Raw genomic sequence first — 17,012 nt, forward strand, 5'->3', positions numbered from 1 at the left:
GGCTCGGAGCATGGCCGATCCCGCGACGTACCGACCCGCCCCGGGCGAGATCCCGGACGCGCCGGGCGTGTACCGGTTCCGGGACGCCGACGGCCGCGTGATCTACGTCGGCAAGGCGAAGAGCCTGCGGTCGCGACTGTCGTCGTACTTCCAGGACGTCGCCGGGCTGCACCCGCGCACGCAGACGATGGTCACCACCGCGTCCTCCGTGCAATGGACCGTGGTCGGCACCGAGGTCGAGGCCCTCGCGCTCGAGTACTCGTGGATCAAGGAGTTCGACCCGCGGTTCAACGTCAAGTACCGCGACGACAAGTCGTACCCGTACCTGGCCGTGACACTGGCCGAGCAGTTCCCGCGCGTCCAGGTCATGCGCGGCGCGAAGCGCAAGGGCACCCGGTACTTCGGTCCGTACGCGCACGCCTGGGCCATCCGGGAGACGGTCGACCTGCTGCTGCGGGTGTTCCCCGTGCGCACGTGCTCGGCGGGGGTGTTCAAGCGTGCCGCGCAGCAAGGGCGCCCGTGCCTGCTCGGGTACATCGACAAGTGCTCGGCGCCGTGCGTCGGCCGGATCTCGCCCGAGGACCACCACCGCCTCGCCGAGGAGTTCTGCGACTTCATGGCGGGGGACACGTCACGGTTCGAGCGCCGGCTCACGCGTCGGATGCAGGAGGCTGCGGCCGAGCTCGACTACGAGCAGGCCGCGCGCCTGCGGGACGACATCGCGACGCTGCGACGAGCCACCGAGCGCAACGCCGTCGTGCTCCCCGACGGGACGGACGCGGACGTCTTCGGTCTGGCCGGTGACGAGCTCGAGGCCGCGGTCCAGGTCTTCCACGTCCGCGACGGTCGGATCCGTGGGCAGCGGGGCTGGGTCGTGGAGAAGATCGAGAACCTCACCGACGCGGAGCTCGTCGAGCACCTGCTGCAGCAGGTCTACGGGACCGAGGAGGACTCCGACGGGAGCGCCGTGCCGCGCGAGGTGCTCGTCCCGGTGCTCCCGACCGACGTCGAGCAGGTGGAGTCCTGGCTGTCCGGGATCCGCGGTTCGCGCGTCCGGGTCCGGGTGCCGCAGCGCGGGGACAAGCGCGAGCTGGCGCAGACGGTCCTCAAGAACGCTGAGCACGCGCTCGTGCTGCACCGCACGCGTCGCGCCGGTGACCTGACGTCGCGCAGCCAGGCGCTGCGCGAGATCCAGGAGGCCCTCGGCCTGCCCAGCGCCCCGCTGCGGATCGAGTGCTACGACGTGTCGCACAACCAGGGCACGTTCCAGTCCGCGTCGATGGTCGTGTTCGAGGACGGGCTGGCGCGCAAGAGCGAGTACCGCCTGTTCAGCGTCCGGGGTCCGCGCGGCGAGGGCGCCGCCGACGACACGGCTGCGATGCACGAGGTGATCACCCGCAGGTTCCGGCGCTACCTCGCCGAGCGCTCCGAGGCGAGCGACGTCGAGCTCGGCGACGGAGCCGACGACGACGAGCCACTGGTGTCCGGCCCGATCGACGAGAGCACGGGCAAGCCACGCCGGTTCGCCTACCCGCCCAACCTCGTCGTCGTGGACGGCGGGCCGCCGCAGGTCGCCGCCGCGGCCGCGGCGCTGGCCGAGCTCGGGATCGACGACGTCGCGCTGTGCGGGCTCGCGAAGCGGCTCGAGGAGGTCTGGCTGCCGGGAGACGACTACCCGGTCATCCTGCAGCGGAGCTCGGAGGGTCTGTACCTGCTGCAGCGCGTCCGCGACGAGGCGCACCGTTTCGCGATCAACGCGCACCGCAAGCGCCGCAGCAAGGGGATGACGGCCTCGGTGCTCGACGACGTCCCCGGGCTGGGCCCGGCGCGGCAGAAGGCGCTGCTGCGGCACTTCGGCTCGGTCAAGCGGCTGCGAGCGGCGAGCGTCGAGGAGATCGCGACGGTGCCGGGGATGGGGGAGCGCACCGCGGCAGCGGTCGTGGCCGCCCTGCTCCCCGCCGACGCGGCGTCCGTTGAGCCGAGCGAGGTCGCCGAGCCCGCACCGGCCCACGACGACCCGCCGGTCGACCCCGCACCCGACGCCGTCGCGCAGTCCGCTGGCATGCTGGGGACATGACCGACGAGCCCTCCCCCACCACGGTTCCCGCCGGCATCCCAGCGATCGACGCGGCGACGGAGCACCCCCGCCTGCACCAGCCGCAGGTCCTGATCATCACGGGCATGTCCGGGGCGGGTCGCACGCGCGCCGCGGCCGTCCTGGAGGACCTCGACTGGTACGTCGTCGACAACCTGCCCGCGCAGATGCTCACCCACCTGGTCGGCATGCTGACCAGCGGCCCGCCCGACGCGCGTGCCACCCGTGTCGCTGCGGTGATCGACGTGCGGGGCCACGGCTTCTTCGCGGACCTCGCGCGGGTGCTCGGCGGGCTGCGGGCCGCCGGCGTGGAGTACCGGATCCTGTTCCTGGACGCGTCCGACGAGGTGCTCGTGCGGCGTTACGAGCAGGTGCGTCGGCCTCACCCGCTGCAGGGTGACGGCACGCTGCTGGACGGCATCGTCGAGGAGCGCCAGGTGCTCTCGGACATCCGTGAGCGTGCCGACAACGTCATCGACACCTCCGACCTCAACGTCCACGACCTCGCCCGCCAGGTGCGCTCGCTCGTCGCGGGCGACGCCGACGAGCACCTGCGCGTCAACGTGACGTCGTTCGGCTTCAAGTACGGCATCCCGCTCGACGCCGACCACGTGGTCGACGTGCGCTTCCTGGCGAACCCGTACTGGGTGACGGAGCTGCGTCACCTCACCGGCCGCGACGCACCGGTGCGGGACTACGTGCTCGGCCTGCCGGGCGCCGCGACGTTCGTCGTGCGGTACGTCGACGCGCTCGAGCCCGTGCTGGCCGGGTACCTGAGCGAGGAGAAGCGGTACGTGACGATCGCGGTCGGCTGCACGGGCGGCAAGCACCGCTCGGTGGCCATCAGCGAGGCCATCGCCGCGCGGCTGCGCGACGCGGGTCACCGTGTCACCGTCGCGGCCCGCGACCTCGGCAAGGAGTGATCCCCGCGAGCACGGAGCCGCCGTCGATGTGGGCGCCGACGCCCGCAGGGGGTGTCGGGCCGGTCCCGGACGCCTTGCCGCGCGGCGTGCGACGGGGTCCGTCGGTCGTCGCGATCGGTGGCGGGCACGGGCTGTCAGCCACCCTGTCGGCGCTGCGGCTCATGACGGACCAGATCACGGCCGTGGTCACGGTCGCGGACGACGGCGGCTCGTCGGGCCGGCTGCGCGACGAGCTGTCCGTGCTGCCGCCGGGTGACCTGCGCATGGCACTGGCCGCGCTGTGCGACGACTCGGACTGGGGCCGCACCTGGCGTGACGTGCTGCAGCACCGGTTCCACACGTCGGGACCGCTCGACCAGCACGCGCTCGGCAACCTCCTGATCGTCACGTTGTGGGAGCTGCTCGGCGACCCTGTCGCGGGGCTCGACTGGGTCGGGCGCCTGCTCGGTGCGCGCGGGCGCGTGCTGCCCATGACCGAGGTGCCGCTGCTGATCGAGGCCGACGTCCGCCGCGGCGACGGCCGGCGCGTGACCGTGCGGGGGCAGAGCGCGGTCGCGCGCACGACCGACCCGATCTCGCACGTGCGGCTCGTGCCGTCCGACCCGCCCGCCTGCCCGCACGCGGTGGCGGCGATCGAGCAGGCCGACTGGGTCGTGCTCGGGCCCGGCTCCTGGTACACGTCCGTGCTCCCGCACCTGCTGATCCCCGAGCTGCGGGCCGCGCTCGCACGTGGGTCCGCGCGCGTCGTCGTCGTGCTGAACCTGTCGCCCGAGGAGCAGGGCGAGACCGCGGGCATGCACGCCGAGGACTACCTCGCCGTGCTGCACGACCACGCGCCCGAGCTGGAGGTGTACGCCGTCGTCGCCGACCCGATCGCCGTCGAGGACACGGAGCGGCTCGCGGCGCACTGCGCTGCACGTGATGCCCGTCTCCTCCTGCGCCAGGTCGGCCGCTCCGACGGGACGGCGCGCCACGACCCGCTGCGGCTGGCAGCGGCGCTGCGCGACGTCGTCGAGGGTGTCCTGGGCGACGTCGGACCGCGTGCGGGCCGCGGCGGTCGCTGAGCCCAACCGGCCACCGGGGCCCGCCGCGAATGGCAGGATGACGCCCATGGCGTTGACGGCACAGGTGAAGGACGAGCTCGCCCGACTCCAGATCGACAAGACCTCCTGCCGCAAGGCAGAGGTGGCTGCGACCTTGAGGTTCGCCGGTGGGCTGCACATCATCTCCGGCAGGATCGTCATCGAGGCCGAGCTCGACACGGCGATCGCCGCGCGGCGGCTGCGCCAGGCGGTCGCCGAGGTCTACGGGCACGAGAGCGAGATCATCGTGGTCTCCGGCGGCGGGCTGCGCCGGGGGAGCCACTACGTGGTGCGCGTGGTCAAGGACGGCGAGTCGCTCGCGCGTCAGACGGGGCTGCTCGACAACCGCGGTCGCCCGGTGCGGGGTTTGCCGCCGCAGGTGGTGGCCGGCGGGATCGCCGAGGCGGAGGCCGCGTGGCGCGGTGCGTTCCTCGCGCACGGCTCGCTGACCGAGCCGGGGCGCTCGTCGTCGCTCGAGATCACGTGCCCGGGACCGGAGGCGGCGCTCGCGCTCGTCGGCGCGGCACGCCGGATGGGGATCCCTGCCAAGGCGCGTGAGGTGCGCGGCGTCGACCGCGTCGTGATCCGGGACGGCGACGCGATCGGCGCGATGCTCACGCGGCTCGGCGCGCACGAGGCCATGCTCGTCTGGGAGGAGCGGCGTGTGCGGCGCGAGGTCCGGGGGACCGCGAACCGCCTCGCGAACTTCGACGACGCGAACCTGCGCCGGTCCGCGCGTGCGGCGGTGGCCGCGGGCGCACGTGTCGACCGTGCGTTCGAGATCCTCGGCGACGACCTGCCGGACCACCTGCGCGAGGCCGGCCAGCTCCGGCTCGCGCACAAGGACGCCTCGCTCGAGGAGCTCGGCAAGCTGGCCGACCCGCCGCTGACGAAGGACGCCGTGGCGGGCCGGATCCGCCGCCTGCTGGCGACTGCCGACAAGCGCGCGAGCGAGCTCGGGATCCCGGACACCGAGGCGGGCCTCTCGCCCGACCTGCTCGATCTGTAGCGCGGTCCGGGCTCGTCCGGATCCGCGTGTTCGTGCGGAGAACCCGCACGTCGGCGCGGCATCCCACCACGTGGACGCATGTCCGGCCTGGGACCTTCGAAGCGGGTCGCAGAGGCAAAGGGGTATAGGCTCGGGACATCCGATCGTCACACGGGTGTCACGCGCTGGGCATGTGCGGGTCTGGTCTGAACCGGGCCGGCATGACGAGGTCAGCGAGGCACCCGCTGGCGTGAGGGACGCACATCGGCGTGCGGGAACCCACCACCAATTGTGCGCCGACCCCGTCGGCGCTGCCGAGGAGGGCACGTGACCATCAAGGTCGGCATCAACGGCTTCGGTCGTATCGGTCGGAACTTCTACCGGGCCATCGTGGCGTCGGGCGCGGACATCGAGATCGTCGGGGTCAACGACCTCACGGACAACAAGACGCTCGCGCACCTGCTCAAGTACGACACGGTCCTGGGCCGTTTCCCGCTGAGCGTGGACTTCGACGACGACAACATCATCGTCGACGGCAAGAAGATCCGTGCCCTCGAGGAGCGCGACCCGGCGAACCTGCCGTGGGCCGAGCTCGGCGCGGACATCGTCATCGAGTCGACGGGCTTCTTCACCGACGCGACCAAGGCGAAGGCGCACATCGACGCCGGCGCCAAGAAGGTCATCATCTCGGCGCCCGCCAAGAACGAGGACGGCACGTTCGTCGTCGGCGTCAACCACGAGCAGTACGACGCGGCGACGCAGCACATCATCTCGAACGCGTCCTGCACGACGAACTGCCTGGCCCCGCTGGCCAAGGCGCTCAACGACGCGATCGGCATCGAGCGTGGTCTCATGACCACGATCCACGCCTACACGGGTGACCAGAACCTGCAGGACGGCCCGCACCGCGACCTGCGTCGCGCCCGCGCCGCCGCGCAGAACATCGTCCCGACGTCGACCGGTGCGGCCAAGGCCGTGGCGCTCGTGCTCCCGGAGCTCAAGGGCAAGCTCGACGGCTTCGCGCTCCGCGTGCCGACGATCACCGGCTCGGCGACGGACCTGACCTTCACGGCTTCGCGTGAGGTCACGGTCGACGAGGTCAACGCCGCGGTCAAGGCCGCTGCCGAGGGCCCCCTCAAGGGCGTCCTGTCCTACGTCGAGGACGAGATCGTCTCGAGCGACATCGTCACCGACCCGCACCAGAGCATCTTCGACTCGAAGCTGACGAAGGTCATCGGCGACCAGGTCAAGGTCGTCTCCTGGTACGACAACGAGTGGGGCTACTCGAACAGCCTCGTCGCGCTCACCACGTACGTGGGCGAGCGTCTCTGACGATCGCACCGATCACTCGGTAAAGCACGTCATGCGTCCGCGTGCGCCCTGGCCACCGGCCCCGGCGCACGCGGACGCTGTCGTTCCGGCCACCTGTCCGCCCCCGGAGAAGGATTCATGAAGACCATCGAGGACCTCGGCGACCTGCGCGGCAAGCGCGTGCTCGTCCGCTCCGACTTCAACGTGCCGCTCGACGGCACGACGATCACCGACGACGGCCGCGTGCGCGCGGCTCTCCCGACGCTCACCGCGCTGCTCGACGCCGGTGCCCGCGTCGTCGTCACCGCCCACCTCGGCCGCCCGAAGGGCGCCCCCGAGGACAAGTACTCGCTCGCGCCCGTCGCGACGCGGCTGTCCGAGCTGCTCGGCAAGCCCGTGACGCTCGCGAAGGACACCGTCGGCGAGTCCGCGCAGGCGACCGTCGCTGCCCTCCAGGACGGCGAGATCGCCCTGCTGGAGAACATCCGCTTCGACCCGCGCGAGACGAGCAAGGACGACGCCGAGCGCGGCGCGCTCGCCGACGACCTCGCCGCCCTCGCCGACGCGTTCGTGTCGGACGGCTTCGGCGTCGTGCACCGCAAGCAGGCGTCGGTCTACGACGTCGCGCTCAAGCTGCCCCACGCGGTCGGCAAGCTCGTGCTGAACGAGGTCGAGTCGCTGAAGAAGGCGACCGAGCACCCGCAGCGCCCGTACGTCGTGGTTCTCGGCGGCTCGAAGGTCTCCGACAAGCTCGGCGTCATCTCGAACCTGCTGACCAAGGCGGACCGCCTGATCATCGGTGGCGGGATGCTCTTCACCTTCCTCGCGGCCAAGGGCTACTCGGTCGGCAACTCGCTGCTCGAGCAGGACCAGGTCGAGACGGTCAAGGGCTACCTGACGCAGGCCGAGGAGGCCGGCGTCGAGATCGTCCTGCCGGTCGACATCCGCGTCGCCGCCGAGTTCAAGGCGGACTCGCCCGCCTCGGTCGTGCCTGCGGACGCGATCCCGGACGGTCAGATCGGCCTCGACATCGGTCCCGAGTCGGAGAAGCTCTTCGCCTCGAAGATCGTCGACGCGAAGACGGTCGTCTGGAACGGTCCCGCGGGCGTGTTCGAGTTCGAGGCGTTCGCGGGCGGCACCAAGGCCGTCGCGCAGGCGCTGATCGACGCCGGAGCCCACGGTGGCTTCACGATCGTCGGCGGCGGCGACTCGGCCGCGGCCGTGCGCACGCTCGGTTTCGACGAGGCGAAGTTCGGCCACATCTCGACCGGTGGCGGCGCGAGCCTCGAGTTCCTGGAGGGCAAGACCCTCCCCGGCATCGCTGTCCTGGAGGACTGACACATGGCCCAGCGCACCCCGCTGATGGCGGGCAACTGGAAGATGAACCTGGACCACCAGCAGGCGATCCAGACGCTCCAGAAGCTCGCGTGGACGCTCAAGGACGGCAAGCACGACTACGCCACGGTCGAGGTCGCGGTCATCCCGCCGTTCACCGACCTGCGCAGCGTGCAGACGCTGGTCGACGCGGACAAGCTCGAGATCGTGTACGGCGCGCAGGACGTCTCGGCGCACGAGTCCGGCGCGTACACGGGCGAGATCGCTCCGGCGTTCCTGACCAAGCTCGGTGTCACGTACGCGGTCATCGGCCACTCGGAGCGCCGCGAGTACCACGCGGAGTCCGACGAGCTCGTGAACGCCAAGGTGAAGAGCGCGCTCGGGGCGGGCCTGAAGCCCATCCTGTGCGTCGGTGAGAAGCTCGAGGTCCGCAAGGCCGGTGAGCAGGTCCCGGTCACGCTGGCGCAGCTCGACGGCGGGCTCGCCGGCCTCACGGCCGAGCAGGTCCGCGACGTCGTCGTGGCGTACGAGCCGGTCTGGGCGATCGGCACGGGCGAGACCGCCACGCCGGAGGACGCCCAGGAGCTGTGCGAGGCGATCCGCGTGCGCATCGCCGAGCTGTACGACCAGCCGACCGCCGACGCGGTCCGCGTGCTGTACGGCGGGTCCGTGAAGTCGTCCAACGTCGCCTCGATCATGGCGAAGCCGGACGTGGACGGCGCCCTGGTCGGTGGCGCGAGCCTCGACCCCGAGGAGTTCGCCAAGATCGTGCGCTATCAGGCGCACGCAGTCGGGCTCTGACCTCCGCCACCGACGCCCCGGTGCGGGCCCTGTCTCACGCAGGGCTCTCACCGGGGCGTCGATGTGGCTTCCGGTGCGATTCGTCGCCTACCCTGTACCCGGCCCGCGCGTCGTTGCGCGGGCGGCCCCGCTCGCTAGTGAGGAACGACACCGACGTGACCGCCCTGAAGATCTCGATGCAGGTGCTCCTGGTGCTGACCAGTGCGCTCCTGGTGCCGCTGGTGCTCCTCCACAAGGGCAAGGGCGGCGGCCTGTCCGACATGTTCGGCGGTGGCATCACGTCGAGTGCCGGCAGCTCCGGCGTCGCCGAGCGGAACCTCAACCGGATCACCGTCGGTGTCGCGCTCGCGTGGGCCGGCGTGATCGTGGTGCTCGGTCTGATCGAGCGCTACGACGGCTGAGGCAGGCGACCATGGCGAGCGGTAACGCGATCCGGGGCTCCCGAGTCGGCGCAGGCCCGATGGGCGAGGCGGAGCGCGGCGACGCCGCTCCGCGGATCTGGATCTCCTACTGGTGCGCGAACGGCCACGAGACGCGCCCGAGCTTCGCCGAGGAGGCGGCCGAGGAGGCACCCACGACGTGGGACTGCCCCCGGTGCGGGTTCCCCGCGGGTCAGGACCAGGAGAACCCTCCTGCTCCCGTGCGCAACGAGCCGTACAAGACGCACCTCGCGTACGTGAAGGAGCGCCGGTCCGACGAGGACGGCGCGGCGATCCTGGACGAGGCACTGGCGGCGCTGCGCGCGCGTCGCGGCCGCTGATCTCAGCTCAAGCTCGACCGAAGGGTCCCTGCGTCACCGCGGGGGCCCTTCGTCGTGTCCGGGCCGAGGTCACGGGGGAGAGGCGTGCACACGGGGTCAGGAGGTGACGCGCAGCAGCGCGAACCCGTCGTACCCCTTGACCCCGACCGTCTGGATCACGGTCCCGTCGAGCCGCGGATGGTCCGTCAGCAGGTCGACCATGTGCCGCACGCCCTGGACGCGGTCGTCGGGGTGCGCAGCATCGACGACTGCGCCCGCACGCACCACGTTGTCGACGACGACGAGCGTGCCCGGGCGTGCCAGTGCGAGCGACAGGTCGACGTACAGCGCGAGCTGCTGCTTGTCCGCGTCGATGAACACCAGGTCGAAAGCGTCGACTCCCGCGCGGGCCAGGGTCGCGAGCGACTCGGAGGCCGGACCCACGACGACGTCCACGCGGTCGCTGACACCCGCCTCCGCGAGCGACTCGCGCGCGGCCGCGGCGTGGGCCGGATCGAGCTCGAGCGTGACCAGGCGCCCACTGGACGGCAGGGCCCGTGCGAGCCACAGCGTGCTGTATCCGCCGAGGGTGCCGATCTCGAGGATCCGCCGCGCACCGACGACGCTCGCGAGCAGCTGCAGGAACTTGCCCTGGTTGGGCGCGACCGCGATGTCCGGCAGGCCGGCGGCGTGCGCACGGGCGCGGGTCGCGACGAGGTGAACGTCCTCGGGCGCGAGGACGCCGAAGTAGGCGTCCACCTGCGACCAGAGTGCCTCCGGGTCGGTCAGGTCCGTCACGGCTGCATCCTCTCGGAGGTCGGTCAGGCGGTGGCACCGCCTGCGGGCAGGTCGCCGGAGGCCGCGGCGTCGAGGAGCCACAGCGTGCGCTCGGTCCCGATCGCCCCGGCGGCGGGTGTCGTCGCGACGGGAGCCGCCGCCAGCGCGGACGCGACGGCGGCGGCCTTCTCGGCCCCGGCTGCGACCACCCACACCTCGCGCGCCGCGTGGATCGCGTCGAACGTGAGGGAGACGCGCAGCGGCGGCGGCTTGGGGGAGCCATGCACCGCGACCGTGGCGACTCCCGCGGCCTGCAGCGCCTCGTGCTCCGGGAACAGCGACGCGACGTGGCCGTCCGGGCCCATCCCCAGCAGCAGCACGTCGAAGCGCGGCACCTGGTCGCCGTCGTCGGCGTGGCGGGCCAGCACGTCGGCGTACGCGGCCGCCGCGTCCTCGGGCGTCGGGACGTCGGCGTCGAGCGCGGGCACCGGGTGCACGTTGTCCGCCGGGAGCGCGTCGCCGAGCGCCGTCACCAGCGCCTCGCGCGCCTGGGTCTCGTTGCGGTCGGGATCGCCGTCGGGCAGGAACCGCTCGTCGCCCCACCACAGGTGGACCTGCGACCAGTCCACGGCGTCCCGTACCGGCGAGGCCGTCACCGCGGCGAGCGTCGTGATCCCCACGGTCCCGCCGGTGAGCACGACGTGCAGGGGAGCGCGGTGCGACTGCAGGTCGACCAGCGTGACGAGCAGTCGTGCGGCGGTGGCCTCGGCGAGCAGCGTCGCGTCCGGGTGGACGACGACGTCGCGCACGACGCGCCCGGTCATGCCGGGATCCTGGCAAGGCCCTTGGTGAGCACCTCGCCGTAGACCTCGTCGGGGTCGAGGCGTCGCAGCTCCTCGGCGAGGCACTCGCGCAGGTGCCGGATCGGCAGGGCGATGCGGTGCTCCGGCTGCCCAGGCTGGTGCAGCGCGGCGGTCTTCCCGTCGGGACGCCCCAGCACGATGTCGCCCGACGACCGCTCGAGCTTGACCTGGACGATGGCGGGCGCGTCCGGGATGCGCTCCACCTCGACGGGGCAGCGCAGCGCCTGCGCGAGCCACGCCGCGACCATGTCGACGGACGTGTGCGTGGCCTGCCCGGAGACCACCGCTCGACGCACCGGCTCGTACGGGGGCTGCTCGAGGGTCGCCGCGATCAGGCCGCGCCACAGCGTGGCCCGGGTCCACGCGAGGTCCGTGTCGCCCTCCTGGTACGACTCCGCGAGCCGTCGCAGCCACGCGCCCGGGTCCGACGAGCGGACGGAGTCGGTGATGCGGCGCTGCGCCATCCGGCCGAGCGGGTGCTCGGACGGCACGGCGGGCGGCTCGTACGGCCACCAGGCGACGATCGGGGCGTCGGGCAGCAGGAGCGGCATGACGAGCGTGTCGAGGTGCTCCGTGAGCTCCCCGAGCGGGCGCAGGATGATGACCTCGCTCGCACCCGCGTCACCGCCGAGCCGGATCTGGGCGTCGAGGCCCTCACCGCTGGGCTTGGCACTCGGCTGCGACGTGATGAGGATCACCCGGCACGGGTGCTCGCGGCTCGCGTCGTTGGCGGCCGCGATCGCGTGCTCGGGGTCGTGGTCCCCGGTGTCGACGATGAGCGTCAGCACGCGCCCGAGGGCGACGGCACCGCCCTCGTCGCGTTCGGTGAGCAGCCGCTTGGCGACCGCCCGCGTCGTCGTCCCCGGCATCTCGATGATCACGGCAGCCTCCAGGCGCGCCCGTCGCGGGCCATCATGTCGTCGGCCGAGCGCGGGCCCCACGTGCCCGCGCGGTACTCGTCGGGCTTTCCCCGCTTGGCCCAGTACTCGATGATCGGGTCGAGGATCTCCCAGGAGAGCTCGACCTCGGTGTTCTGCGGGAAGAGCGGCGGGTCGCCGAGCAGCACGTCGAGGATCAGCCGTTCGTACGCCTCGGGCGACGCCTCGGTGAACGCGTGGCCGTAGCCGAAGTCCATCGTGACGTCACGGACCTCCATCTGCGTGCCCGGCACCTTGGCGCCGAACCGCAGCGTCACGCCCTCGTCGGGCTGCACGCGGATGACCAGGGCGTTCTTGCCCAGCTCTTCGGTGGCCGTCGACTCGAACGGCAGGTGGGGCGCCTTCTTGAACACCACCGCGATCTCGGTGACCCGCTTGCCGAGACGCTTGCCGGTGCGCAGGTAGAACGGCACGCCGGCCCAGCGACGCGTGTCGATGTCGACGCGGATCGCGGCGTACGTCTCGGTGGTCGAGTGGGGGTTGAAGCCCTCCTCCTCAAGGAAGCCGACGACCTGCTCACCGCCCTGCCAGCCCGCCGTGTACTGGCCGCGGGCGGTGTGCCGGCCGATGTCGCGCGGCACGCGCACGGCCGACAGGACCTTCTCCTTCTCGGCGCGCAGCGCCGCGGCGTCGAACGACACCGGCTCCTCCATCGCGGTGAGCGCGAGGAGCTGCAGCAGGTGGTTCTGGATGACGTCGCGCGCCGCGCCGATGCCGTCGTAGTACCCGGCACGTCCGCCGATGCCGATGTCCTCGGCCATGGTGATCTGGACGTGGTCGACGTAGTTCGCGTTCCAGATCGGCTCGAACAGCTGGTTGGCGAAGCGCAGCGCCAGCAGGTTCTGCACCGTCTCCTTGCCCAGGTAGTGGTCGATCCGGAAGATGTCGTCGGGCCGGAACACGCTCGAGACGATGCTCTGGAGCTCACGCGCGCTGGCCAGGTCGTGTCCGAACGGCTTCTCGATGACGACGCGGCGCCAGCGGCCCTCCTGCGGCTGGGAGAGCCCGGAGCGCGAGAGCTGCTCGCACACGACGGGGAACGACGAGGGGGGCACGGACAGGTAGAACGCGTGGTTGCCGCCCGTGCCGCGTGAGACGTCGAGCTCCTCGACCGTGTCCCGCAGGCGGTCGAAGGCGTCGTCGTCGTCGAACGTGCCCTGGACGAACCGGATGCCCTCGGAGAGCTGACGCCAGGTGGCCTCCCGGAACGGCGTCCGGGCGTTCTCCTTCACGGAGTCGTGCACGATCTGGGCGAAGTCCTGCGTCTCCCAGTCGCGGCGCGCGAACCCCGTGAGCGCGAAGCCGGGCGGCAGCAGGCCGCGGTTGGTGAGGTCGTACACGGCGGGCATGAGCTTCTTGCGTGCGAGGTCGCCGGTCACGCCGAAGATCACGAGCCCGCACGGCCCCGCGATGCGGGGGAGTCGACGGTCCCGGGGGTCGCGCAGCGGGTTGACCCCGCTCGCGACCTTGGCGAGGCTCACTGGGCCTCCGCCGAACGCTCGGCCGCCACGCCCAGGCCCTCGGCGACCTTGGCGAGCAGCTGGTCCCAGCTCGCCGCGAACTTCTCGACGCCCTCGACCTCGAGCTCCTGCGCGACGTCTTCCGCGTCGATCCCGAGCGCGACGAGCCGGTCCAGCAGCGTGGCGGACGCGACCTGGGTCCCAGTGACGGTGTCGTGCCCGTCGCCGCCGTGGTCGGCCACTGCGTCGAGGGTCTTCTCCGGCATCGTGTTCACCACGCCCGCGACGACGAGCTCGTCGACGTACAGCGTGTCCGGGTAGGTCGGGTCCTTGACGCCGGTCGACGCCCACAGCGGGCGCTGCGGGTGCGCACCGGCGGCGGCCAGCGCCTGCCAGCGCTCGCCGGCGACGACCTCCTCGTACACGCCGTAGGCGAGACGCGCGTTGGCGATCGCGGCCTTGCCGCGCAGCTCGGCGGCCTCGGGCGTCCCGAGCGCGTCGAGCCGCGGGTCGATCGCGGTGTCGACGCGCGAGACGAAGAACGACGCGACCGACGCGACGGGAGCGAGGTCGTGACCGTTGGCGCGCGCCTGCTCGAGGCCCGCCAGGAACGCGTCGAGCACGGCCGCGTAGCGCTCGAGCGAGAAGATCAGCGTGACGTTGACGCTGATGCCCTCGGCGAGCACCGCGGTGATCGCGGGAAGCCCCTCGAGCGTCGCCGGGATCTTGATGAAGACGTTGGGCCGGTCCACGGTCGCCCACAGCGCCTTGGCGGACGAGATCGTCGCCTCGGTCTCGTGGGCGAGGCGCGGGTCGACCTCGATCGAGACCCGGCCGTCCTGCCCGTCGGTGCGGTCGTAGACCGGGCGCAGGACGTCGGCGGCCGCCCGCACGTCGTCGGTCGTGATCGTGAAGACCGCCTGGTCGACGTCCGCGCCGCGCGCGGCCAGGTCGCGCAGCTGCTCGTCGTAGGCGTCGCCCTGGCTGATCGCCGCGGCGAAGATCGTCGGGTTGGTGGTCACTCCCACCACGCCGCGCTCCACGAGCGCGGCGAGGCTCCCGGAACGCAGCCGCTCACGTGACAGGTCGTCGAGCCAGACGGCCACTCCCGCCTCCGTGAGCCGTGCGAGGGGTCCGCTCGGTGCCATGGTGGTTCCTTCCCTCATGAACGTGCTGCGCGCAGGCACGACCGTGCCGCGCGACCTCATCGTCATCCTGACCCGCGAGGACGCGGGACGCCTGCTGGAGGTGGCGCCCCGCGTCCTGAGCGGATCAGCCCTGCTGGTCGCCGGTACCGGTGGCCGTCGGAGCGGCCTGCGACGACGACGGCGCGGCGTCGCCTCGCGCGGCGGCGACCGACTCGTGCGCGGCCGCCACGACCGCCTCGGCGGTGATGCCGAACTCGCGGTAGAGCACCTGGTAGTCCGCCGAGGCACCGAAGTGCTCGAGCGAGATGGACCGGCCGGCGTCGCCGACGATCTTGTGCCACGACAGGGCGATGCCCGCCTCGACCGACACACGGGCCCGGACCGACGACGGGAGCACCGACTCGCGGTACGCCTCGTCCTGAGCCGCGAACCACTCGAGCGACGGCGCCGAGACGACGCGCGTCGGGACGCCTGCGGCCTCGAGGGTCTCGCGCGCCTCGACGGCGAGCTGCACCTCCGAGCCCGTGCCGATGAGGATCACCTCGGGCGTGCCCGTGCTCGCCTCGAGCAGCACGTAGGCACCCTTCGCCACGCCCTCGGCGCCCGCGAAGCCGTCCTCGCCGCGCGGGAACGTCGGGACGTTCTGGCGCGTGAGGATCAGGCCGACCGGCCCGTCGCGGTGCTCGAGGATCGCCTTCCACGCCTGCGCGGTCTCGTTGGCGTCCGCCGGGCGGACGACCGACAGGCCCGGGATGGCCCGCAGCGCGGTGAGGTGCTCGACCGGCTGGTGCGTCGGTCCGTCCTCGCCGAGGCCGATCGAGTCGTGCGTCCACACGTAGATGGACGGCACGCCCATGAGGGAGGCCAGACGGACCGAGCCGCGCATGTAGTCGGCGAACTGCAGGAACGTGCCGCCGTACGCGCGGGTCAGGCCGTGCAGCGTGATGCCCGACAGGATCGCGCCCATGCCGTGCTCGCGGATGCCGAAGTGCAGCGTGCGGCCACCCTCGTCGCCCGCGAACTCGTGGGTCGAGCGGTGAGCCGGGAGGAACGACGGCTGGCCCTTCATCGTGGTGTTGTTCGAGCCGGCCAGGTCGGCCGAGCCGCCCCAGAGCTCGGGCAGCTCGTCGGCGATCGCCGAGAGCACCTCACCGGAAGCAGCGCGCGTGGCGACCGCCTTGCCCGCGGGGAACACCGGCAGGGAGTCCTCCCAGCCGGCGGGCAGCTCCTGGGCGACGAGCCGGTCGAGGAGCGCGGCGCGGTCCGGGTGGGCCGCCTTCCAGGCGTCGAACGACTCCTGCCAGGCGGCGCGCGCGGTCGCGGCACGGTCCGCCAGCCCGCGCGTGTGGGCGAGCACCTCGGGGGCGACCTCGAACGTCTGGTCCGGGTCGAAGCCGAGCAGCTCCTTGAGGCCGCGGATCGAGTCCGTGCCGAGCTTCGAGCCGTGCGACGAGTGGTCGTCGGTCTTGCCCGGGGTGGGCCACGCGATGAGCGTCCGGATGCCGATGAAGGACGGCTTGTCCGTGACGGCCTTGGCCGCGTCGATCGCCGCCTGCAGCGCGTCGACGTCCTCGCGGTACTCGCCACCGGCCGTCCAGTCGACGAACTGGACGTGCCAGCCGTACGCCTCGTAGCGCGCGAGCACGTCCTCGGTGAAGGCGATCTGCGTGTCGCCCTCGATCGAGATGTGGTTGTCGTCCCACAGGACGATGAGGTTGCCGAGCTCCTGCGTGCCGGCGATGGACGAGGCCTCGCTCGTCACGCCCTCCTGCAGGTCGCCGTCGGAGGCGATCACGTAGGTGTAGTGGTCGAACGGGCTCGTGCCCGCGGGGGCCTCAGGGTCGAGCAGGTGCCGCTCGCGGCGCTGGGCCATCGCGAACCCGACGGCGGACGCAAGGCCCTGACCGAGCGGGCCGGTCGTGATCTCCACGCCCGCCGTGTGCTTGTACTCGGGGTGCCCGGGGGTCTTCGAGCCCCACGTGCGCAGCGCCTGCAGGTCCTCGAGCTCGAGGCCGAAGCCGCCGAGGTACAGCTGGATGTACTGGGTCAGGCAGGAGTGCCCGGCCGACAGCACGAAGCGGTCGCGACCCAGCCAGTGGGTGTCCCGCGGGTCGTGCCGGAGCACGTTCTGGTACAGGAGGTAGGCCACGGGGGCGAGGCTGATCGCCGTCCCCGGATGACCGTTGCCGACCTTCTCGACCGAGTCCGCCGCCAGGATGCGCACCGTGTCGACAGCCTTCACGTCCAGGTCTGTCCAGCCGACCGACTGGGCCAGGGGAGCCTTCGCGTTCACCGCACCTCATTCCCACCCGGGGGAGCCGGGTGACGTGTTCCGACTTGCATGGCGTGCATCGCTGCACGGCCCCGCGAGGGTTCTCGCGAGCGCACGGCCGTCCATGGCTGGTGCGCACGCGCTCGTCTGGTCAGGGCGCCGTCCGGGGTCGGGCGGCACTCGGACGACGTCGCGCGCGAACGGACGCCGGTTGCCGCTCGAGCCTATAGCGCACGTGCAGAGGTCGAGCGACGGTGACCAGCCTCCGGCCACTCTCACG

The 17,012-nt window shown here is 72.1% G+C and carries 15 protein-coding genes; 9 read left to right on the plus strand and 6 right to left on the minus strand.

The genetic code is table 11. From position 1 onward, the window contains the following. Nucleotides 1–10: 10 nt before the first annotated feature. The 9 genes from uvrC to CGE01nite_RS00045 all read left to right on the plus strand — a co-directional run bounded on the left by uvrC (nt 11) and on the right by CGE01nite_RS00045 (nt 9,295). A complete protein-coding gene (gene uvrC, locus CGE01nite_RS00005; protein WP_141368251.1) occupies nt 11–2,077 on the plus strand; it encodes an excinuclease ABC subunit UvrC in 2,067 nt (688 codons plus the stop codon). Further along, the gene (gene rapZ, locus CGE01nite_RS00010; protein WP_141368253.1) at nt 2,074–3,018 is read left to right on the plus strand and encodes an RNase adapter RapZ; all 945 of its coding nucleotides are present in this window, start codon (nt 2,074–2,076) and stop codon (nt 3,016–3,018) included. Before uvrC ends, rapZ begins: the two co-directional genes overlap by 4 nt. 26 nt (nt 3,019–3,044) lie before the next feature. Beyond that, on the plus strand, nt 3,045–4,082 hold the full coding sequence (locus CGE01nite_RS00015; RefSeq protein ID WP_141368255.1) for a gluconeogenesis factor YvcK family protein: 1,038 nt from the start codon (nt 3,045–3,047) through the stop codon (nt 4,080–4,082). A 46-nt stretch (nt 4,083–4,128) separates the two neighbouring features. Next, nucleotides 4,129–5,109 (plus strand): DNA-binding protein WhiA, encoded by a 981-nt coding sequence (whiA, locus tag CGE01nite_RS00020; protein ID WP_048341795.1) that lies wholly within the window; start codon nt 4,129–4,131, stop codon nt 5,107–5,109. A gap of 306 nt (nt 5,110–5,415) precedes the next feature. Next, entirely contained in the window at nt 5,416–6,420 is a 1,005-nt protein-coding gene (gene gap, locus CGE01nite_RS00025; RefSeq protein WP_048341794.1) for a type I glyceraldehyde-3-phosphate dehydrogenase, read from the plus strand. Nucleotides 6,421–6,537: 117 nt separating this feature from the next. Then, the gene (locus tag CGE01nite_RS00030) at nt 6,538–7,737 is read left to right on the plus strand and encodes a phosphoglycerate kinase (protein WP_141368257.1); all 1,200 of its coding nucleotides are present in this window, start codon (nt 6,538–6,540) and stop codon (nt 7,735–7,737) included. A 3-nt stretch (nt 7,738–7,740) separates the two neighbouring features. Beyond that, nucleotides 7,741–8,535, plus strand: a complete 795-nt coding sequence (tpiA, locus tag CGE01nite_RS00035; RefSeq protein ID WP_048341792.1) for a triose-phosphate isomerase — start codon at nt 7,741–7,743, stop codon at nt 8,533–8,535. A gap of 155 nt (nt 8,536–8,690) precedes the next feature. Beyond that, nucleotides 8,691–8,936 (plus strand): preprotein translocase subunit SecG, encoded by a 246-nt coding sequence (gene secG, locus CGE01nite_RS00040; RefSeq protein WP_048341844.1) that lies wholly within the window; start codon nt 8,691–8,693, stop codon nt 8,934–8,936. 11 nt (nt 8,937–8,947) lie between these two features. Further along, entirely contained in the window at nt 8,948–9,295 is a 348-nt protein-coding gene (locus tag CGE01nite_RS00045; protein ID WP_048341791.1) for an RNA polymerase-binding protein RbpA, read from the plus strand. 96 nt (nt 9,296–9,391) lie between these two features. Here the strand turns inward: CGE01nite_RS00045 and CGE01nite_RS00050 are convergent, their stop codons facing one another. From CGE01nite_RS00050 to tkt, 6 genes are all read right to left on the minus strand, one after another. After that, the gene (locus tag CGE01nite_RS00050; RefSeq protein WP_307722622.1) at nt 9,392–10,072 is read right to left on the minus strand and encodes an O-methyltransferase; all 681 of its coding nucleotides are present in this window, start codon (nt 10,070–10,072) and stop codon (nt 9,392–9,394) included. Between the two features lie 23 nt (nt 10,073–10,095). Next, nucleotides 10,096–10,875, minus strand: a complete 780-nt coding sequence (gene pgl, locus CGE01nite_RS00055) for a 6-phosphogluconolactonase (RefSeq protein ID WP_141368259.1) — start codon at nt 10,873–10,875, stop codon at nt 10,096–10,098. Then, entirely contained in the window at nt 10,872–11,795 is a 924-nt protein-coding gene (locus CGE01nite_RS00060; RefSeq protein ID WP_048341788.1) for a glucose-6-phosphate dehydrogenase assembly protein OpcA, read from the minus strand. Before CGE01nite_RS00060 ends, pgl begins: the two co-directional genes overlap by 4 nt. After that, nucleotides 11,792–13,333, minus strand: a complete 1,542-nt coding sequence (zwf, locus tag CGE01nite_RS00065) for a glucose-6-phosphate dehydrogenase (protein ID WP_141368261.1) — start codon at nt 13,331–13,333, stop codon at nt 11,792–11,794. Before zwf ends, CGE01nite_RS00060 begins: the two co-directional genes overlap by 4 nt. Continuing rightward, a complete protein-coding gene (gene tal / locus CGE01nite_RS00070) occupies nt 13,330–14,460 on the minus strand; it encodes a transaldolase (protein ID WP_048341786.1) in 1,131 nt (376 codons plus the stop codon). Before tal ends, zwf begins: the two co-directional genes overlap by 4 nt. Nucleotides 14,461–14,584: 124 nt before the next feature. After that, nucleotides 14,585–16,753 (minus strand): transketolase, encoded by a 2,169-nt coding sequence (gene tkt / locus CGE01nite_RS00075; RefSeq protein ID WP_141368263.1) that lies wholly within the window; start codon nt 16,751–16,753, stop codon nt 14,585–14,587. Nucleotides 16,754–17,012: the final 259 nt, after the last annotated feature.

It is taken from the genome of Cellulomonas gelida, assembly GCF_006538725.1.
Taxonomy (GTDB): domain Bacteria; phylum Actinomycetota; class Actinomycetes; order Actinomycetales; family Cellulomonadaceae; genus Cellulomonas; species Cellulomonas gelida.